We start from the raw sequence: 19,290 nt of genomic DNA on the forward strand, positions 1-19,290 counted from the left end.
GGTCGCGGCGCCGGTAGCCTTGACGATGCTGGAAATACGCCGGAAGGGCAGCCATGGGTAAGACCACCCCGCGGGGACGCCCCGGCGTGCCTGCCGCCCAGACGACGAAGCGCTCCACCACGACGGTGGGCGCCGCCACGATCCTCACCTTCGTGGCGTTGCTCTACCTCGTCGAGCTGATCGACCAGCTGACCCGGCATTCGCTGGACGCCAACGGCATCAGGCCATTGGAGACCGACGGCCTGTGGGGCATCGTCTTCGCCCCGGTGTTGCACGAGAGCTGGCAGCATCTGATGGCCAACACCGTGCCGCTGCTGATCCTGGGATTCCTGATGACGCTGGCCGGGCTGTCCCGGTTCGTCTGGGCGACCGCCATCGTGTGGATCCTGGGCGGCTTGGGCACCTGGCTCATCGGCAACGTCGGCAGCAGCTGCGGCCCCACCGACCACATCGGCGCCTCCGGCCTGATCTTCGGCTGGCTGGCCTTCCTGCTGGTGTTCGGGATCTTCGTCCGCCGGATGCGAGACATCATCATCGGGCTGATCGTGATGTTCGCCTACGGCGGCGTCCTGCTCGGGGCCATGCCGGTGCTCGGCCGCTGCGGTGGTGTGTCGTGGCAGGGCCACCTGTGCGGAGCGATCGCCGGCGTCGTGGCCGCCTACCTGTTGTCCGCACCGGAACGCAAAGGCCGGACGACGAGGAAAGCGAGCACCACCGTGCCGCGGCCCAAGACATGAGCTCGGCGCTGGCACCCGTCGGGGTGTTCGACTCCGGTGTCGGGGGACTCACCGTCGCGCGGGCGATCATCGACCAGTTGCCCGACGAGGACATCATCTACGTCGGCGACACCGGCCACGGTCCGTACGGGCCCCTCACCATCCCCGAGGTCCGCGCGCACGCGTTGGCCATCGGTGACGATCTCGTCGGCCGCGGCGTCAAGGCGTTGGTCATCGCTTGCAACACGGCATCCGCGGCTTGCCTGCGGGACGCTCGCGAGCGCTACGACGTGCCCGTCGTCGAGGTGATACTGCCCGCGGTGCGCCGCGCGGTCGCCACTACGCGCAACGGGCGTATCGGCGTCATCGGCACCCAGGCGACCATCAATTCGCACGCCTATCAGGACGCGTTCGCCGCCGCCCGCGACACCGAGATCACCGCGGTGGCCTGTCCGCGCTTCGTCGATTTCGTGGAGCGCGGCGTGACCAGCGGCCGTCAGGTGCTCGGCTTGGCCGAGGGCTATCTGGAGCCGCTGCAGCGTGCGCAGGTCGACACGCTGGTGCTCGGATGCACGCACTATCCACTGTTGTCCGGACTCATCCAGCTGGCGATGGGCGACAACGTGACGTTGGTTTCCAGCGCCGAGGAAACCGCCAAGGAAGTGTTGCGGGTGCTCACCGAACGGGACTTGCTTCGCCCTCATGACGCACCGCCCGCGACTCGGATTTTCGAAGCCACCGGCGACCCGGAGGCATTCACCTCATTGGCGGCGCGATTCCTGGGTCCCGCCGTCACCGGCGTCCAGCCCGTCCATCAGGTGCATATTGATTAACGGCGGGACGAGATACTCGTCACACCAATGCGGCGATGTTTTCGTCACGGTCCCATCGGGCATGGCACAGTAGTGTCCGTGCGAATAACCGTGCTCGGCTGCTCGGGCAGCGTGGTGGGTCCGGACTCGCCTGCGTCGGGTTATCTGCTCCGGGCACCGGACACTCCGCCTTTGGTCATCGACTTCGGCGGGGGCGTTCTCGGCGCGCTACAGCGCTATGCCGATCCCGGTTCCGTGCACGTGCTTTTGTCTCATTTGCATGCCGACCATTGTTTGGATTTACCCGGACTCTTCGTGTGGCGGCGCTATCACCCGACGCGTCCGCTCGGCAAGGCGTTGCTGTACGGCCCGGGGGACACCTGGTCGCGGTTGGGCGCCGCGTCGTCGCCCTACGGCGGTGAGATCGACGATTGTTCGGACATCTTCGATGTTCGCCATTGGGTGGATGGTGAGCCGGTGAAGATCGGCGCGCTGACGGTGACACCGCGAGTGGTGGCCCATCCGACCGAGTCCTACGGCTTGAAGATCACCGACCCCGCTGGGGCATCGTTCGTCTACAGCGGTGACACCGGCGTCTGCGATCAGCTCGTCGAGCTGGCTCGCGACGCCGACGTTTTTCTCTGCGAGGCCTCGTGGACGCACTCGCCGGACCGTCCGCCCGCGCTGCATCTGTCGGGCACCGAGGCCGGCCGCGCCGCGGCGCAGGCCGGCGTTCACGAACTGTTGCTGACGCACATCCCGCCGTGGACCTCGCGGGAGGACGTGATCAGCGAGGCCAAGGCCGAGTTCGATGGTCCCGTGCACGCGGTGGTGTGCGGGGAGACGTTCGATATCCGCCGGTCCGAGAGGGTCTGAGCTAGCGCGTTAGGGTTGGCGGCGTGACGAGACGAGAAGACGGCCGCCTTGACGATGAGCTTCGGCCCGTCGTCATCACCCGCGGTTTCACTGACCACCCCGCCGGTTCGGTATTGATCGAATTCGGCCACACCAAGGTCATGTGTACCGCCAGCGTCAATGAGGGGGTGCCGCGCTGGCGCAAGGGATCGGGCCTGGGGTGGCTGACCGCCGAGTACGCCATGTTGCCGTCGGCAACCCACACTCGGTCGGACCGCGAATCGGTGAAGGGCCGTCTGTCCGGGCGCACCCAGGAGATCAGCCGGCTGATCGGGCGGTCGCTGCGTGCGTGCATCGACCTGGCGGCGTTGGGGGAGAACACCATCGCCGTGGACTGCGACGTCTTGCAGGCCGACGGCGGCACCCGCACGGCGGCCATCACGGGTGCTTTCGTGGCGTTGTCCGACGCGGTGACGTATCTCGCGGCGGCGGGAAAGCTGTCGGATCCCCGGCCGTTGTCCTGTGCGATCGCGGCGGTCAGCGTCGGCGTGGTCGACGGCCGGATCCGGGTCGACCTGCCCTACGAGGAGGACTCCCGCGCCGAGGTCGACATGAACGTCGTCGCTACCGACACCGGGACCCTCGTGGAGGTCCAGGGCACCGGCGAGGGGGCGACGTTCCCGCGGTCCACGCTGGACAAATTGCTCGATGTGGCCCTGGCGGCGTGCGACAAGTTGTTCGCCGCGCAGCGCGAGGCGCTCCAGCTCCCGTACCCAGGTGTTCTTCCCGAGGGGGCTCCGGCGCCGAAGGCGTTCGGCAGCTGACCCGCCTGCTGGTCGCGACCTGAACTCAACCTAGCTGTCCCGCGGTTTATCACCGCCGACGCAGCGGCCAGGACCAGACCCCTTCCGGCCATTCACGACTCGTCCCTGTGCAGCTCGAATATTGGGATGGTGCGTGTGGTTTTTGACTGGTAGTTCGCGACGGCGAACGCGGGTACGGTCGCGTTGATTTTGGGAATGATCGCCTCACGTTCGGACGAGTCGAGCTCGTACGCGACGACGTCGAACGAGTCGGTGGCGACCTCAACGCGCGCCCGCGGGTTGGCCCGCAGGTTGTGCACCCACGCCGGATTGACGTCGGCGCCACCATAACCCGCGACGATCAGCAGCTTGCCGTCGATACGGAAGGCCACCAGCGGCGCGACGCGCGGCTCGCCGGACTTCGCGCCCTTCGTGGTGAGTAGCAGCAGCTCGTTGCCTTCGAATCGGCCGCCGACCTTCCCGGCGTTGGTGCGAAACTCGTCGGTGATGTTGTTATTGAGGGCCTTGAGCGTCTCGGTATCGGGTTTTTGGCTCACTCTGGGGGAAGCTACTTCGTTGCCCTGTCTATTCCTTGCGGAGCTTGCCGTCTGCTGTGCCGGCAACCGCTGAATGCGATTCGCGTCGCCGACCCATAGGCTCGCAGTCCGTAAGGTGGCCGGGGTGCATCGGCAACTGCCCAGACCCATGTTGAGGAATAGATGACGACCCGCCTCCTGGTCGCCAGCCGCAACCCCAAGAAGCTGGCCGAGTTGCGTCGGGTGCTCGACGCTGCTGGTCTGACGGGGTTGACGTTGGTGTCGCTCGACGACGTGGCGCCGTTCGAGGAGGCGCCGGAGACCGGAGCGGTTTTCGAGGACAACGCCTTGGCCAAGGCGCGGGATGCGTTCGCCGCGAGCGGGTTGGCAAGTGTGGCCGACGATTCCGGGCTGGAGGTCGCCGCACTCAACGGCATGCCCGGTGTGCTGTCGGCGCGCTGGTCGGGCAACCACGGCGATGACGCGGGCAATACCGCGTTGCTGCTGGCGCAATTACGCGACGTGCCGGACGGGCGCCGTGGTGCGGCGTTCGTGTCCGCTTGCGCGCTCGTCTCGGCCGCCGGCGAGGTCGTCGTCCGCGGCGAGTGGCCCGGCAGCATTGCCCGCGAACCGCGCGGCGACGGCGGCTTCGGCTACGACCCTGTCTTCATTCCGCACGGACATGACCGCACCGCGGCACAGCTGAGCCCGACCGACAAGGACGCCGTCTCACATCGCGGTCGCGCGCTGCGGCTGCTGCTGCCGGCGCTGGAAACGCTGGCCCGATCCGGGGGTTAGGCGGCGCTGCCGTGCTCGTCCCGACTGGGCGTGCGACCACACGGGTCACACCGGACGCGGTGCAGGGTGATTGACGTTGTGCCCACCTTTGAGCGACACCGCGCGCTGGGCCGACGTTGTCGCTCAAAGGTGGGCACTTCCCGTGCCTCGACCGGGAGAGGTCAGTGTTGCGGAAGTGGCCTAAAGCGCGAAACGCGCCTTGACGTCCCTGGTTTGGAAGTGCTCGACGATGATGCCCAGCAGCGGAATGGTCCCCGACAACAACACGCCGACCGTTTTGCCGAGTGGCCAGCGCACCTTGACCGCCAGATTGAACGCGGTCAACACGTAGATGAAATACACCCAGCCATGGACCACCTCGATCCACCGGATCTCGTGGTGGAAGACGAGGTGCGAGACGATCTCGTAGCACAGCGCGATGAGCCACAAACCCGTCGTCCACGCCATGATCCGATAGCCGAGCAGTGCGGTGCGGATCTTGTCGACGGGGACTGCAGGCACTGCCGCCCCAGGCGTCTCCGGTGTCGTCATGCGGTTGTCCTCTTCTGCTTTTCGGCGTCTTGCGCGGCGAGCTCGGCCAGGTAGGTGTTGTACTCCCGCAGGGCGGGATCGTCGAGCGCCCGCGGCGGGGGCTTGGGTCGCTCGGGCAGCAGCCCGGCGGGTATCTCCGTCATCGGGTCGGTGCTTCGCGGCTGCGGTGATTCCTCTTCATAGCGAACGAATTTGCGGTACGCGTACACGCAGAACCCCGCGAACAGCGGCCACTGCAAGGCATAGCCGAGATTCTGAAAGGAGCCGGAGACGGACTGAAACCTGGTCCACTGCCACCAGCCCAGGGCCAGGCACCCGCACGCCGCGACGATCACCAGCGCTATTAGCGCGGGCCTGCGACGATGCGTAGTGGACACCCCTTGACCGTACCGCTCACGATTTGGGCCCGACGAATTCGTCGAGCCCGTCACAGACAACTCGGCGATATCGCAAGCGATACGATCGGCACGCCGCGGGCGTGATGGAATTGGCAGACATGCCGGCTTTAGGTGCCGGTGCTCGAAAGAGCGTGAGGGTTCGAGTCCCTCCGCCCGCACTGTTGCGCACCGAGCCGAAATCTTCGGCGGGATAAGCATCAAACTTCAGTTACCGGGTACATGGACCTCACGGGACGCAAGGGAGACGCCATGGCCACCGGACACGAGGCATCGGCACGAGGCGAAAATGCCATCACCGCAGAAGATGTCGAGCTCGCCGAACACCGAGCCGCCATGGCCCGCGAACGCGCCGCTCGCGCAGGGCTCTACGCAGCGGCAAGCTTCGAGAAATCTGCTGTCCAGCATGAACGGGTCGCGCAAATACAAGAGTGGACCGTCGAACAAGGCGTGCCCCACCCGGACGAGCACCGACGGTCTGCGATCATCCACCGCCAAGCGGCGGCAGAAGACCGCAAGCTGGCGGAGCTCAAGCGGAAAGAATCCGAAGCGGACTTGGCCGCCGGCGCCGGCGCCGGCTGATGCCGGTCAGTCCTGCACAAAGCGGGCGCGAACCTCCGGCGCCGGCAGCGGACAACTGTCGTACTTGCCACCGACGCGATAACGGATGGCGGCGAACCTGTCGTAAAGCCAGTCGAGCAGTGGAGCCGGTATGGCGCGGACGACCGTGAACGCCCGCCACGGTCCGCCGAGATAATCCGCCATGCGCAGGGCGGCCCTGGATCGGACAGCAACCCGTTCCGAGGGTTGGGCGGGATCGTCGACAAAAACCATCGAGTCGATGTTTCCGATCTCCGGATGCCGTTCGATGATCGCCTTGGCGAAGACGCTCTCCAAGGCCGCAAAGCGCAGCCGGCCGTGGGGATCGAACCGGAGGATCGTGCGCACCGCCCGGTTGCATACCCCGCACACGCCGTCGTACAGCAATACGGGCGCCGCTGACTCACCGCTCATGTTTCCCAAGTTACCGACCGGCACGGACGGTGGACGCCCACCGAGGTTGACCTATGGTAAGGCAACCCTTAGTTTGTGGGGTAACGTACCAAGTCGTGACCGGCCGGCCGGTGATCCGCGGCAGGGTGCCGCCCAGGTGGGCTGTGGCAGGTGTCGAATTCAGAGGATGCGCGGCCCATGCCGGCGGTCGATGCGTGGCCTGGTGGCGGTGATTTCGCCGGGTCGTCAGATCGGCGAGGCCGTCGCGGCGCGCAGCGCCGCGAGAAAGGACCGCTAATGGCACGTGGATTCCAGGGCGTGATGCTGCGCAGCTTCGGCGCGCGCGACCATACCGCGACGGTGGTCGAAACCGTCCGGATCGCCCCGCACTTCGTGCGGGTACGCATGACGTCGCCGACCCTGTTCGAAGACGTGGATGCCGAACCGGCTGCGTGGCTGCGGTTCTGGTTCCCGGACCCGGACGGATCGACAACGGAATTCCAGCGCGCGTACACGATCTCGGAGGCAGACGTTCCCACCGGGCGCTTCGCGGTCGACATCGTGTTGCACGATCCCGCCGGCCCGGCGTCGCTATGGGCGCGCACCGTGGCGCCCGGTGCCACCATCGCCGTCATGGCCCTGATGGGCTCGTCGCGTTTCGACGTGCCCGACGAGCAGCCGGCCGGTTATCTGCTGATCGGCGACTCGGCATCCATCCCGGGAATGAACGGGATCATCGGGGTTGTCCCCGACGACGTGCCGATCGAGATGTACCTCGAACAGCACGACGACAACGACACATTGATCCCTGTGGCGCGGCATCCCCGGCTGCGGGTGCACTGGGTTGCCCGCCACGACGAGAAGTCGCTCGCCGCGGCGATCGAGACCCGAGACTGGTCCGACTGGTACGCATGGGCGACACCGGAGGCCACGACGCTCAAGCATGTGCGAACGCGGCTGCGTGAGCAGTTCGGCTTCCCCAAATCCGAAGTGCACGCCCAGGCCTACTGGAGCGCCGGGCGCGCGATGGGCACCCGGCGCGGCGACGAGCCGGCGGGATCCGACGGCGTCGTGCCCAGCGTTTCCGCGGAAGACATTGCGGCGCAGCTAGAGTCGACTCCGCAGGTTCCCGACGCAACGCCCGCGCCGGCGGCCCGCGGGAACTGGCGTGCGCAGGGCGCCGGCCGACTGCTGGCGCCGCTGCGGTCGGCGCTCGTGCTCTCGGGCGTGTTGCAGGCGGCGATAACGCTGGTGCAACTGGCGCCGTTTGTGTTGCTGGTCGAGTTGGCCCGGCTCCTGGTTTCGGGCGCGCCGGCGTCTCGACTGTGGAACATCGGTATCGCCGCGTTGTCGCTGCTGGGCCTGGGAGCGTTGCTCGGCGCCTCCCTCACCCTGTGGCTCCATGTCGTCGATGCGCGATTCGCGCGTGATCTGCGTTCGCGACTGTTGCGCAAGCTGTCTCGGCTACCGCTGGGCTGGTTCACCGCGCGCGGGTCGGGCTCGATCAAACAACTGTTGACCGACGACACACTGTCATTGCATTACCTGGTCACCCACGCCATCCCGGACGCGGTCACCGCTGCCGTCGCACCGGTCGCGGTGCTGATCTATCTGTTCGCTGTCGACTGGCGGGTGGCGCTCGTGTTGTTTGCGCCCGTCCTCGTGTACCTGGTGCTGACGTCGTCACTCACCATTCAGTCGGGCCCACGCATCCCGCAGTCGCAGCGTTGGGCGGAGACGATGAGCGGGGAGGCCGGCGCATACCTGGAGGGCCAGCCGGTGATCCGCGTCTTCGGTGGTGCCGCCGCATCGAGCTTTCGGCGCCGCCTGGACGAATACGTCGGCTTCCTGGTCGCGTGGCAGCGCCCGCTGGCCGGCAAGAAGACGTTCATGGACCTGGTCACCCGCCCCTCGACGTTCCTTTGGCTCATCGCGGTCACCGGCACATTGCTGGTGGTCACGGGCCGGATGAATCCGGTGGATCTGCTGCCGTTCTTGTTGCTGGGCACCACATTCGGCGCACGACTGCTCGGCATCGCCTACGGCCTGGGGGGCATCCGCGCCGGCATGCTGGCCGCCCGGCGCCTGCAGAACACGCTCGACGAAGCCGACCTCACCGTGCGAGACCACGACCAGACCAACCCGGATCCGGCGGCGACGGTGGTGTTCGACAACGTCGGCTTCGGCTACCGCCCCGGCGTCCCGGTCATTCACGATGTGTCGCTGACCTTGCGGTCCGGTACGGTCACCGCGCTGGTCGGCCCCTCCGGATCCGGCAAGTCGACCCTGGCCGCTTTGCTGGCCCGGTTTCACGATGTCGGACACGGCGCGATACGCGTTGGGGGACAAGACATTCGGTCGATGACCGCCGACCAGCTCTATGCCCAAGTCGGATTCGTGCTGCAGGAAACGCAATTGGTGCACGGCACCGTCGCGGAAAACATCGCGCTGGCCGTCCCGGACGCCACCGCGGCGCAAGTCGAACAGGCGGCGCGCGAAGCGCAGATCCACGACCGCATCATGCGACTGCCGGACGGCTACGACACCATGCTGGGTGCCGGGAGCGGGCTCTCGGGCGGTGAACGACAACGGCTCACCATCGCCCGCGCGATCCTGGCCGATACCCCGGTGCTGATCCTCGACGAGGCCACCGCGTTTGCCGATCCGGAATCGGAATACCTTGTGCAGCAAGCGCTCAACCGGTTGACGCGGGACCGCACCGTGCTGGTGATCGCGCATCGATTGCACACCATCACCCGGGCCCACCAGATCATCGTGCTCGACCACGGCCGCATCGTCGAACGCGGCACGCACGACGAGTTGCTGAGCGCCGACGGCCGGTATCGACGGCTGTGGGAGGGCGGCCGTCGTGACCAGGTCGCCGTGGGCACGACCGGCGAGGGAACGCGATGATTCGCACGTGGTTGAGCCTGGTTCCGGCGGATCGCCGCAACGGGGTGATCACCTACCCGGTGCTGGCACTGATGTCCGTGGTGGTGCGCGCGGTGGCCACCGTGCTGTTGGTCCCGTTGGTGGGCGCGTTGTTCGGCGACGTCCCGCAGCGCGCGCTGGTCTGGCTTGGCTGGCTGACCGCGGCCACCGTGGCCGGGTGGGTGATCGACACCGCGACCGCGCGTATCGGTTTCAACCTCGGTTTCGCCGTGCTGGATCACAGCCAGCACGACGTGGCGGATCGGCTGCCCGGCGTGCGGCTGGACTGGTTCACCGCCGAGCACACCGCGACGGCACGGCAGGCGATCGCTGCCACCGGACCCGAACTCGTCGGCCTCGTCGTCAACCTGCTCACGCCGCTGATCTCCGCCGTGCTGCTGCCCGCGGCGATCGCGGTGGCGTTGTTGCCGGTCTCGTGGCAGCTGGGGGTCGCCGCGCTGGGTGGCCTGCCGCTGCTGTTGGGCGCGCTGTGGGCATCGGCCCGCCTGGCGCGGCGCGCCGATTCCGCGGCGGCCCAGGCCAATAGCGCGCTCACCGAGCGGATCATCGAGTTCGCCCGAACCCAGCAGGCGTTGCGCGCCGCGCGGCGCGTCGAGCCCGCCAGGAGTCTGGTCGGCGACGCGCTGGCCGCACAACACGGCGCCACCATGCGCCTGCTCTCCATGCAGGTCCCCGGGCAGCTGGTGTTCAGCCTCGCCAGCCAGCTGGCGCTGATCCTGCTGGCCGGGGCGACGACCGCGCTGACCGTGAACGGAACGCTCACGGTGGCCGAGGCAATCGCGTTGATCGTCGTCATCGTGCGCTACCTCGAGCCGTTCACCACCCTCAGCGAGCTGGCACCGGCGCTGGAGAGCACCCGCGCCACGCTCGACAACATCCGTTCGGTGCTCACCGCGCCGCTGATGAATGCCGGAGTCACCACCTTGGTGAGCGCCTCGGCCCCTCGCATCGAGTTCGATGACGTCGTGTTCGGTTACGCCGGCGCCGCTGCGCCGGTGCTCGATGGGGTGAGCTTCGCGTTGAAGCCGGGCAGCACGACTGCAATCGTCGGACCGTCCGGTTCGGGCAAGAGCACGATCCTGGCGCTGATCGCCGGGCTGCATGAGCCCACCGCCGGCCGGGTGCTGATCGACGGGGTGGACGCGGCGACGCTGGACGGCGAGGTGCGGCGGGCGGCGAGCAGCGTCGTCTTCCAGCATCCCTACCTGTTCCACGGCTCGATCCGCGACAACGTGTTCGCCGGGGATCCGGGCGCCGGCGACGAGCAGTTCGCCCGGGCGGTGGCGCTCGCGCGCGTCGACGAGCTGGTCGCAAGGCTGCCCGACGGCGCCGACACCATCGTCGGCGAGGGCGGCTCGGCCCTGTCCGGCGGGGAGCGCCAACGGGTCAGCATCGCCCGTGCATTGCTCAAACCCGCACCGATCCTGCTGGTAGACGAGGCGACCAGCGCTTTGGACACCGAAAACGAAGCCGCGGTGGTCGACGCACTCACCGCCGACCCGCGATCACGCACCCAGGTGATCGTCGCGCACCGGCTGGCCAGCATCAGTCACGCAGATCGCGTACTGTTCCTCGACAACGGACGGGTGGTCGAGGACGGAACGGTCGACGAATTGCTCGCTGCGCGCGGACGTTTCGACGAATTCTGGCGGCAGCAGCACGAGGCCGCCGAATGGCGCATCCTGGCCGATTAGATCACCGCGGTTGACCGCAACTCTTGCGGTATGCCTTACAGTTTGTCAGTCGGACCGAGCTGTCTGCGTACAGGAGGCGTGCTGCTTATGAGTGCTGTGCTGTCGATACCGCGTTACCCCGGCGATGTGACCCCGCAGTGGTTGTCGGCCGCGCTCAGTGGCAGCGGCACACCCGTCGAGGTCGCCGACGTGGACGTGGTCGCGATCGGCACCGGACAGACCGGGGCGACCTACCGGGTGACCGCCCGCTATGCGACGGATCCCGGTGACCTGCCGCAGACCTTTGTGATCAAACTGCCCGCCCAGGACGACACGGTGCGTGACCGGGTGGTCATCGGCTACCGAAGCGAATGCGCGTTCTATTCCTCGGTGACCGATCGCGTGCAGGTGCCGACGCCACGGTGCTTCTACTCCGAGATCAGCGAGGATGCAATGGATTTCGCCCTGCTGCTCGCCGACCAGGCGCCGGCGGTGCAGGGCGATCAGCTCGCCGGTTGTGGCGAAACCGAAGCGCGCCTTGCGGTTACCGCGCTGGCCGGCCTGCACGCGCCCAGCTGGTGTGATCCCGCCTGGCTCGACTTTCCGGGCATCGCGTTCGGTCGACCGGACGAGGCCGGCGCGGGCGGCATGGGCGAGGTGGCGAAGATGAGCGCCGACATCACGCTGGAGAAGCTGGGCGATCGGATGAGCGCCGAAGACCGCGACACCTTCAGGGCGGCAATGGGTTCGATCGCGCCGTGGCTGCTGAGAGAGTATGACCGGTTCGCCCTGCTGCACGGCGACTACCGCCTGGACAACCTGCTGTTCGATCCCGAGCGGACCAGGGTCAGCGTGGTCGACTGGCAGACGCTCGGCGTGGGTTTGCCGACCCGGGATCTCGCCTACTTCACCGCAACGAGCCTCAATTCACAACTGCGCGCGAGCATCGAAGAAGAGCTCGTCGCCACCTATCACCGTGCGTTAACGGCCGGCGGTGTCAGCGACTACGACCGCGAAACATGTTGGCGTGATTACCGGCTCGGGGCGCTGCAGGCGCCGCTGATTTCGGCGTTGGGGTTCGCGTTCGCCGCCACCACCGAGCGCGGCGACGACATGGTGCTGACCATGCTCAGTCGTGGCTGCCAGGCAATCCGCGAGCTCGGGACGCTCGACCTGATCGGCTGAGCGATCAGAGGTCGCCGGTGAAGTCGGCGCTGAGCCAGCGGTCCGGCCGGATGGTGAACAGCACCTCCTCGACGCCTTCCATGCTGCGGACGAACGCGCGGCCGCCCTCCTCGCCGAGGTACCGGATGGCGATCGACTCCTGCAGGTCGGCCGGGGCCGGGGCGGTGGTCTCGACAACCGCACCCTCGACCACCACGTACTGATACGGCGGCTCCTCGCGCTGGACCACCAGCGTCACCGTCCCCGCCCGCTCGATGAGGCGGGCCTTGCGGCTGGACGCCCCGGTCATGATCCGGATGTTCCCGCCAGGGGAGTAGTCGTACCAGATCGGGACACTGGCCGGCGGACGGCCGTCGGTGGCGGCGACGGACAGCACCGCCACATGCTTGTCGGCGAGGAACTCCTGGCGTTCGGTTTCGCTGAAGCTTTTCATGACGAGTGCAAACACCCGAACCGCAGCGCTATTCCCGTGTGACCCCGCCGAAGGGCCATCAGTACTGCGTCGAGCCCTGATCCACCGGGATCCGGGCCGCGGTGACCTTGCGCGATTCGTCGCTGGCCAGCCAGCACACGGTATCGGCGATCTCCTCGGGTTCGGCGACCCAGTCGGGCAGAAACGGTGTGAGGACGTGCGACAACTGGGGATTGGTTTCCATGGTCTTGCCCACCGCCGTGACCATGTCGCCAGATCCCATCGCGGTGTTCACCGGACCCGGGTGAACACTGTTGACGCGAATCGAATGCCTGCCCAATTCCGCGGCAAACGCCCGCGCCAGGCCGGTGACAGCGTGCTTGCTCGCGGTGTAGTGAATCATGAACGGCTGCATCTTCATGCCGGCCGCGGAGCTGATCAGGATGATGGAGCCGCCGCGGCCCCCTTCGATGATCTTGTCCGCCCCGGCCATCACGGTGTTCCAGGTGCCGGTCACGTTGATGTCCATGACGTCGCGGAAGTTCTCGGGCGTGATGTCGTCCCACGCCTGCGGAGCAGCGACTCCGGCGTTGGCGACGATGATGTCCAGCCGGCCCAGCTCGGCGACGCCATCCGCCACCGCCTTTCGGAGTCCGTCGAAGTCGCGGGTGTCCACGACCGAGGCGATGATGCGGCGGTTCGCTGCCTCGACCAAGCGCACGGTCTCGTTCAGATCGTCGGGAGTCGCCGGATCGTAGGGCACGCAGGACGGGAGCTTGCCGGCGATGTCGACGGCGATGATGTCGGCGCCTTCGGCGGCCATGCGCACCGCATGCGCCCGGCCCTGGCCGCGTGCCGCGCCGGTGATGAATGCGACTTTTCCGGCAAGCCTGCCGCTCATAGTTGCTCCTCTGTTGGGTTCGGCCATCGCGCAGCCACTCTCATCGCTGCGCCGCCTTGACGAGGTTCGATCCGATGATCAAACGCTGAATTTCGCTGGTGCCCTCGTACAGCCGCAGGAGGCGCACGTCGCGGTAGATGCGTTCGACGGCAACGCCCCGCATGTAACCGGTGCCGCCGTGAATCTGCACCGCGAGATCTGCGACATTGCCGGCCATTTCGGTGCAGAAGACCTTGGCGGCCGACGGGGCGATCCTGCGATCCTCGCCTGCGACCCACAGCCGGGCCGCGTCGCGCACCAGCGCGCGACCGGCCATCACCCCGGTCTGCTGGTCCGCGAGCATGCCCTGCACCAACTGGAAGCTTCCGATCGGCGTCCCGCCCTGCGTCGCGGTCGCGGCGTAGGACACCGATTCGTCGAGCGCTCGTTGAGCGGCGCCCACCGCTAGGGCGGCGATATGCACACGTCCGCGGGCCAACGAGGTCATCGCCGCTCGATATCCGAGGTCTTCACTGCCGCCGACGAGGGCATCGGGGCCGACGCGGACGTCGGTGAAGTTGACGTCGGCCGTCCAGGCGCCTTCCTGGCCCATCTTGGCGTCCTTGGCGCCCACCTCGACGCCAGCGGCGTCCGCCGGTACCAGGAAGACGGCGATCCCCGGTCCCTGGTCGTCGGCGGGCCGCGTGCGCGCGAACACCACAAAGAGATTGGCGAGGGGCGCGTTGGTGATGAAGCGCTTCTGCCCGGAGATCACCCATGCCCCGTCGTTTCCGGAGCCGTCGCGGACGGCTTTGGTCCGCAAGCCGGCGGGGTTCGATCCGGCGCCGGGTTCGGTCAGCGCGAAGGAGGCGACGACGTCGCCGGACGCGATCGACTCCAGCCAGCGGGATTTCTGTTCGTCGGTGCCGAACCCGACCAGAACCTGTCCGGCGATGCCGTTGTTGGTGCCGAACATCGAACGCAGCGCCAGCGACGTGTAGCCCAACTCCATCGCCAACTCGACGTCTTGCATCAGGTTGAGGCCAAGGCCGCCCCAGTCTTGGGGAATCGCGTAGCCGAACAGGCCCATGTTCTTGGCCTGGTCGCGCAGGTCATCGGGGACGCGGTCGGTGTCGAGGATTTCCTGCTCGCGGGGGACGACCGCGCTGCGGACGAATTGCCTTGTCTGAGCGAGAATTTCGCGGAAGTCCTCGTCGGAGACTTCCGCGACTTCGGCGGTGGCCATGGACTCCACACTCCTCTCCCGATCCGGGGCACCCCGGTTCCGACGAGGATCCTATATCAAATATGATATTTGCCTGAGGGGTGCCCGGCGGAAGCGATAACAGTGAAGGATGTGTGGTCGGTGTGGCGATGTTGACAGGTCAGACGGCAGTAATCACAGGTGGAGCGCAAGGACTGGGTCTGGCCATCGCGGAGCGCTTCGTCGCCGAGGGTGCGCGGATCGTGCTCGGCGACGTCAATCTCGAGGAAACCCAAGTCGTGGCCAAGCAGTTGGGCGGTGACGATGTCGCGGTCGCGGTTCGGTGCGATGTCACGCAGTCGTCCGACGTCGAAACGTTGATCCAGACCGCAGTGCAGCGGTTCGGCGGCCTGGACATCATGGTCAACAACGCCGGGATCACCCGCGACGCGACGATGCGCAAGATGACCGAGGAACAGTTCGATCAGGTCATCAACGTGCATCTGAAGGGGACCTGGAACGGCACCCGGCTGGCCGCGGCGATCATGCGGGAAAACAAGCGCGGCGCGATCATCAACATGTCCTCGGTGTCGGGCAAGGTCGGCATGGTCGGTCAGACCAACTACTCGGCGGCCAAGGCCGGCATCGTCGGCATGACCAAGGCGGCCGCCAAAGAATTGGCCTACCTGGGCATCCGCGTGAACGCGATCGCTCCCGGCTTGATCCGCTCCGCCATGACAGAGGCCATGCCGCAGCGCATTTGGGATTCGAAGGTCGCGGAGGTGCCGATGGGCCGGGCCGGTGAACCCAGCGAGGTCGCCAGCGTGGCGCTGTTCCTTGCCTCCGACCTGTCGTCGTACATGACCGGCACCGTCATGGAAATCACCGGCGGCCGACACCTGTGAGCGCGATGCGCGAAGCCGTCATCTGTGAGCCCGTCCGGACGCCGATCGGCCGCTACGGCGGAATGTTCAAGGCGTGCAGCGCCGTCGACCTCGGTGTCACCGCGCTGAAAGGGCTGCTGGAGCGAACGGGGCTGGCGCCCGATGCCGTGCAGGACGTGATCCTCGGCCACTGCTACCCCAACAGCGACGCGCCGGCGATCGGGCGCGTCGTGGCGCTGGATTCCGGCCTGCCGGTGACGGTTCCGGGCATGCAGGTCGATCGGCGTTGCGGCTCGGGCCTGCAGGCGGTCATCCAGGCGTGCCTGCAGGTCGGCGCCGGGGACAACGACCTCGTCGTCGCCGGGGGTTGCGAGAGCATGAGCAACGTCGCCTTCTACTCCACCGACATGCGTTGGGGCGGCGCACGTAACGGTGTACAGGTGCACGACGGGCTGGCCAGGGGACGCACGACTGCCGGCGGCCGCCACTACCCGGTGCCCGGCGGGATGCTGGAGACGGCCGAGAATTTGCGCCGCCAGTATGGCATTTCGCGCGCGGAGCAAGACGAGCTCGCGGTGCGATCCCACCAGCGGGCCATCGCCGCGCAGAAAGATGGCATTCTGGACCAGGAGATCATCGCGGTCCCGGTCCGCACCCGCAGCGGCGAGGAGCTCATCCACACCGACGAACACCCGCGCGCCGACACATCGGTCGAATCGCTGAGCAAGCTCAAACCCGTTCTGTTGAGGGAGGATCCGGAGGCGACCGTCACCGCCGGCAATGCCAGCGGGCAGAACGACGCGGCATCGATGTGTGTGGTCACCACACCGGAGAAGGCCGACGAATACGGTCTGACGCCGTTGGTGCGCCTGGTGTCGTGGGGCGTGGCGGGGGTCGCACCCAACGTCATGGGCATCGGGCCGGTGCCTGCGACCGAGGTGGCGCTGGCCAAGGCGGGCCTGCGGCTGTCCGACATCGACCTCATCGAGCTCAACGAAGCCTTCGCCGCGCAAGCGCTTGCGGTGATGCGGGAATGGAAGTTCGGCGTCGCCGATCAGGAACGGACCAACGTGCACGGTTCGGGAATCTCGCTGGGCCATCCGGTCGGCGCGACGGGCGGACGGATGCTGGCCACGTTGGCGCGTGAGCTCAATCGCCGCGAGGCGCGCTACGGCCTGGAGACCATGTGCATCGGCGGCGGCCAGGGGCTTGCCGCCATCTTCGAGCGGGTCGCATCACGATGACCAATTCGGGGCTGCCGCTGGACGGGCTCACCGTCGTGGAGGTGTCGAGTTTCGTCGCCGCTCCACTGTGCGGCATGACGCTGAGTCAGCTTGGTGCAGAAGTCATTCGAGTCGACCCGATCGGCGGCGCTTCCGATGTGCAACGGTGGCCGCTGGCGGCCGACGGCACCTCGATCTATTGGACCGGTCTGAACAAGGGAAAGCGTTCAGCCACCATCGATCTGCGCTCCCCGGAGGGGCACGAGCTGGTCCAGCGGCTGATCATCGAGGGCGACGGCATCGTCGTGACCAACGCCGCGGGGTTGTCCTGGCTCAGCCACGACGTCCTGGCGGCCAAGCGCCCCGACGTGGTTCACGTCCAGTTACTCGGGCGCGGTGACGGTTCCACCGGGGTGGACTACACGGTCAACGCCGGTCTCGGGTATCCGCTCGTTACGGGCCCGCGCGATCATGGCGGTGCGATCAATCACGTGTTACCGGCCTGGGACGTGTGCTGCGGCCTGTATGCCGCACTGGCCGTCGTCACCGCCGTCCGCCACCGCGAACAGTCCGGCGCGGGGACGCGGATCAGCCTGGCGCTGGAGGACGTCGCCCTGGCGACCGCCGCCAATCTTGGGTTGCTGACCGAGCCGCAAGTCAATGGGACACAACGCGAACGGTTGGGCAACGCCATCTACGGCCAGTACGGGCAGGACTTCACCAGCCGCGACGGGGCCAGGTTCATGGTGGTTACCTTGACGGGGCGACACTTTCGCGACCTGCTTGCGGTGACCGGCACGGGCGCCGCGGTGTCGGCGCTCGCCGAGGCGCTGGGCGCCGATTTCGGGTCCGAAGGCGACCGCTACCGCTACCGCGAGGTGCTGTCGAGTCTGTTCGCCACCTGGTTCAGCGACCACACGGCCGACGAAATCACCACTGCGCTGTCAAATACCACGGTGCTGTTCGAGCGATACCGCACCTTCGCCGAGGTGGCCGCGGGACCGAAGGTCACCGCCAATCCGTTGTTCTCGCGATTGCGGCAACCGGGTCTCGGCGACTACTTCGCCCCGGGCCTGCCGGCCGCATTCGACGGCACCCATCCGGCCAGCGGGCCCGCGCCCGCCCTGGGGCAAGACACCGCCGAGGTCCTTGCGCGTCTCGGGTTGAGCGCCGCCGATATCGAACGTCTGACGAACGCCAAGACCATCGCCTGCTGAGCAGCCGAAAGGAATTGCAGCACATGACCAAACTCGCCCAGACCCTCGGATTGACCGAGTTCCAGACCGAGATCATCGCGACCGTCAGGAAATTCGTCGACAAGGAGGTCATCCCCCACGCCGCCGAGCTCGAACGCGGTGACACCTACCCGCAGGCGATCGTCGATCAGATGCGGGAGATGGGCCTGTTCGGCCTGATGATTCCGCAGGAGTACGGCGGGCTGGGGGAGTCGCTGTTGACCTACGCGCTGTGCGTCGAGGAGCTGGCGCGCGGCTGGATGAGCGTGTCCGGCGTGCTCAACACGCACTTCATCGTGGCGTACATGCTGCGCCAGCACGGCACGGACGATCAGAAGCAGCGGTTCCTGCCGCGGATGGCGGTCGGTGAGACCCGCGGCGCCTTCTCGATGTCGGAGCCGGAGCTGGGTTCTGACGTGGCCGCGATCCGCACCCGGGCCCGACGGAATTCTGACGGCGCCTACACCATCGACGGTCAGAAGATGTGGGTCACCAACGGCGCCACCTCGACACTGGTGACGGTGCTGGTACGTACCGACGAGGGCTCGGACAAACCGCACCGCAACCTGACGGCGTTCCTCGTCGAGAAGCCGGTCGGTTTCGGCGAAGTCGTTCCGGGCCTGCGTATTCCGGGCAAGATCGAGAAGCTGGGCTACAAGGGCATCGAAACGACGGAGATGATTTTCGACGGCTACCAGGCCGGCGCCGACGACGTTCTCGGCGGCACCACCGGGCAGGGCTTCTTCCAGATGATGGACGGTATCGAGGTCGGCCGCGTCAACGTGTCGGCGCGCGCCTGCGGTGTGGGGATTCGTGCCTTCGAGCTCGCGGTGCGCTATGCGCAACAGCGCGAGACCTTCGGCAAGCCGATCGCCGAGCACCAGGCCATCGCGTTTCAGCTGGCCGAGATGGCGACCAAAGTCGAAGCGGCACACCTGATGATGGTTAATGCGGCGCGCCTGAAGGATTCGGGGGAGCGCAACGATGTTGCTGCCGGGATGGCCAAATACCTGTGCAGCGAGTATTGCACCGAGGTTACCCAGCAGAGTTTCCGGATCCATGGCGGCTACGGCTATTCCAAGGAGTACGAGATCGAGCGCTTGATGCGGGATGCGCCGTTCCTGCTGATCGGCGAGGGCACCAGTGAGATCCAGAAGAACATCATCAGTAAGCGACTGCTCGCCGAGTATCAGGTGTAAGCAG

General features: G+C 67.0%; 20 protein-coding genes and 1 tRNA gene. 14 read left to right on the forward strand and 7 right to left on the reverse strand.

Translation table 11 applies throughout. The features are described from left to right. The first annotated feature begins 53 nt into the window (after positions 1–53). The 4 genes from A5782_RS05695 (at position 54) to rph (ending at position 3,207) form a co-directional block, all read left to right on the forward strand. Positions 54–737: a rhomboid family intramembrane serine protease gene (locus A5782_RS05695; protein WP_067096354.1), complete on the forward strand. Its 684-nt coding sequence runs from the start codon at positions 54–56 to the stop codon at positions 735–737. Continuing rightward, positions 734–1,549, forward strand: a complete 816-nt coding sequence (gene murI, locus A5782_RS05700; RefSeq protein WP_067096357.1) for a glutamate racemase — start codon at positions 734–736, stop codon at positions 1,547–1,549. Before A5782_RS05695 ends, murI begins: the two co-directional genes overlap by 4 nt. Positions 1,550–1,621: 72 nt before the next feature. After that, complete coding sequence (locus A5782_RS05705; protein ID WP_067096360.1) at positions 1,622–2,404, forward strand: cyclic nucleotide-degrading phosphodiesterase; 783 nt, start codon at positions 1,622–1,624, stop codon at positions 2,402–2,404. A 23-nt stretch (positions 2,405–2,427) separates the two neighbouring features. Continuing rightward, positions 2,428–3,207, forward strand: a complete 780-nt coding sequence (gene rph / locus A5782_RS05710; RefSeq protein ID WP_067096363.1) for a ribonuclease PH — start codon at positions 2,428–2,430, stop codon at positions 3,205–3,207. Positions 3,208–3,299: 92 nt separating this feature from the next. On the opposite strand, the gene A5782_RS05715 is transcribed toward rph, so the two are convergent. Further along, on the reverse strand, positions 3,300–3,743 hold the full coding sequence (locus A5782_RS05715) for a nitroreductase family deazaflavin-dependent oxidoreductase (protein ID WP_067096367.1): 444 nt from the start codon (positions 3,741–3,743) through the stop codon (positions 3,300–3,302). A 162-nt stretch (positions 3,744–3,905) separates the two neighbouring features. Here A5782_RS05715 and rdgB point away from each other — a divergent pair, with 162 nt between their 5' ends. Continuing rightward, positions 3,906–4,520, forward strand: a complete 615-nt coding sequence (rdgB, locus tag A5782_RS05720; protein ID WP_067096370.1) for an RdgB/HAM1 family non-canonical purine NTP pyrophosphatase — start codon at positions 3,906–3,908, stop codon at positions 4,518–4,520. A 180-nt stretch (positions 4,521–4,700) separates the two neighbouring features. Here rdgB and A5782_RS05725 read toward each other — a convergent pair whose 3' ends face one another. Both A5782_RS05725 and A5782_RS05730 read right to left on the reverse strand, forming a co-directional pair. Continuing rightward, positions 4,701–5,051, reverse strand: a complete 351-nt coding sequence (locus A5782_RS05725; protein WP_067096373.1) for a DUF3817 domain-containing protein — start codon at positions 5,049–5,051, stop codon at positions 4,701–4,703. Next, positions 5,048–5,428 carry a hypothetical protein gene (locus A5782_RS05730; protein WP_067096376.1) on the reverse strand — a complete coding sequence of 127 codons (381 nt, stop codon included), beginning with the start codon at positions 5,426–5,428 and terminating at the stop codon, positions 5,048–5,050. The genes A5782_RS05725 and A5782_RS05730 overlap by 4 nt, the downstream gene beginning before the upstream one ends. Positions 5,429–5,523: 95 nt before the next feature. Here A5782_RS05730 and A5782_RS05735 point away from each other — a divergent pair. Beyond that, positions 5,524–5,607 (forward strand) — tRNA-Leu (locus A5782_RS05735). A 61-nt stretch (positions 5,608–5,668) separates the two neighbouring features. Next, complete coding sequence (locus A5782_RS05740; RefSeq protein ID WP_197694123.1) at positions 5,669–6,028, forward strand: hypothetical protein; 360 nt, start codon at positions 5,669–5,671, stop codon at positions 6,026–6,028. 6 nt (positions 6,029–6,034) lie between these two features. Here the strand turns inward: A5782_RS05740 and A5782_RS05745 are convergent, their stop codons facing one another. Next, a complete protein-coding gene (locus A5782_RS05745) occupies positions 6,035–6,460 on the reverse strand; it encodes a thiol-disulfide oxidoreductase DCC family protein (RefSeq protein WP_067096378.1) in 426 nt (141 codons plus the stop codon). Between the two features lie 276 nt (positions 6,461–6,736). On the opposite strand from A5782_RS05745, the gene A5782_RS05750 reads away from it, so the two are divergent. The 3 genes from A5782_RS05750 to A5782_RS05760 all read left to right on the forward strand — a co-directional run bounded on the left by A5782_RS05750 (position 6,737) and on the right by A5782_RS05760 (position 12,249). Continuing rightward, positions 6,737–9,352, forward strand: a complete 2,616-nt coding sequence (locus tag A5782_RS05750) for an ABC transporter ATP-binding protein/permease (protein WP_067096381.1) — start codon at positions 6,737–6,739, stop codon at positions 9,350–9,352. After that, positions 9,349–11,085 carry an ABC transporter ATP-binding protein gene (locus A5782_RS05755; protein ID WP_067096383.1) on the forward strand — a complete coding sequence of 579 codons (1,737 nt, stop codon included), beginning with the start codon at positions 9,349–9,351 and terminating at the stop codon, positions 11,083–11,085. The genes A5782_RS05750 and A5782_RS05755 overlap by 4 nt, the downstream gene beginning before the upstream one ends. Positions 11,086–11,172: 87 nt before the next feature. Next, on the forward strand, positions 11,173–12,249 hold the full coding sequence (locus A5782_RS05760) for a phosphotransferase family protein (protein WP_067096386.1): 1,077 nt from the start codon (positions 11,173–11,175) through the stop codon (positions 12,247–12,249). Positions 12,250–12,253: 4 nt separating this feature from the next. On the opposite strand, the gene A5782_RS05765 is transcribed toward A5782_RS05760, so the two are convergent. The 3 genes from A5782_RS05765 to A5782_RS05775 are packed head-to-tail and all read right to left on the reverse strand — an operon-like array spanning position 12,254 to position 14,787. Beyond that, positions 12,254–12,682 carry a pyridoxamine 5'-phosphate oxidase family protein gene (locus A5782_RS05765; protein ID WP_067096976.1) on the reverse strand — a complete coding sequence of 143 codons (429 nt, stop codon included), beginning with the start codon at positions 12,680–12,682 and terminating at the stop codon, positions 12,254–12,256. Positions 12,683–12,740: 58 nt separating this feature from the next. After that, the gene (locus tag A5782_RS05770; RefSeq protein ID WP_067096389.1) at positions 12,741–13,562 is read right to left on the reverse strand and encodes a mycofactocin-coupled SDR family oxidoreductase; all 822 of its coding nucleotides are present in this window, start codon (positions 13,560–13,562) and stop codon (positions 12,741–12,743) included. A 40-nt stretch (positions 13,563–13,602) separates the two neighbouring features. Continuing rightward, positions 13,603–14,787 (reverse strand): acyl-CoA dehydrogenase family protein, encoded by a 1,185-nt coding sequence (locus A5782_RS05775; protein ID WP_067096392.1) that lies wholly within the window; start codon positions 14,785–14,787, stop codon positions 13,603–13,605. Positions 14,788–14,915: 128 nt separating this feature from the next. Between A5782_RS05775 and fabG the strand changes: the two genes are divergently transcribed. From fabG to A5782_RS05795, 4 genes are read left to right on the forward strand one after another with little or no spacing between them, the layout of a single operon-like run. Next, a complete protein-coding gene (gene fabG / locus A5782_RS05780) occupies positions 14,916–15,650 on the forward strand; it encodes a 3-oxoacyl-ACP reductase FabG (protein ID WP_067096979.1) in 735 nt (244 codons plus the stop codon). After that, positions 15,647–16,873, forward strand: a complete 1,227-nt coding sequence (locus A5782_RS05785; protein WP_197694124.1) for an acetyl-CoA C-acetyltransferase — start codon at positions 15,647–15,649, stop codon at positions 16,871–16,873. The genes fabG and A5782_RS05785 overlap by 4 nt, the downstream gene beginning before the upstream one ends. Then, positions 16,870–18,069: a CoA transferase gene (locus tag A5782_RS05790; RefSeq protein ID WP_067096395.1), complete on the forward strand. Its 1,200-nt coding sequence runs from the start codon at positions 16,870–16,872 to the stop codon at positions 18,067–18,069. The genes A5782_RS05785 and A5782_RS05790 overlap by 4 nt, the downstream gene beginning before the upstream one ends. A gap of 23 nt (positions 18,070–18,092) precedes the next feature. After that, complete coding sequence (locus A5782_RS05795; RefSeq protein ID WP_067096398.1) at positions 18,093–19,286, forward strand: acyl-CoA dehydrogenase family protein; 1,194 nt, start codon at positions 18,093–18,095, stop codon at positions 19,284–19,286. Positions 19,287–19,290: the final 4 nt, after the last annotated feature.

Origin of the sequence: Mycobacterium sp. 852002-40037_SCH5390672 (genome assembly GCF_001665875.1) — a bacterium.
In the GTDB taxonomy this organism is placed as follows: Bacteria; Actinomycetota; Actinomycetes; order Mycobacteriales; family Mycobacteriaceae; genus Mycobacterium.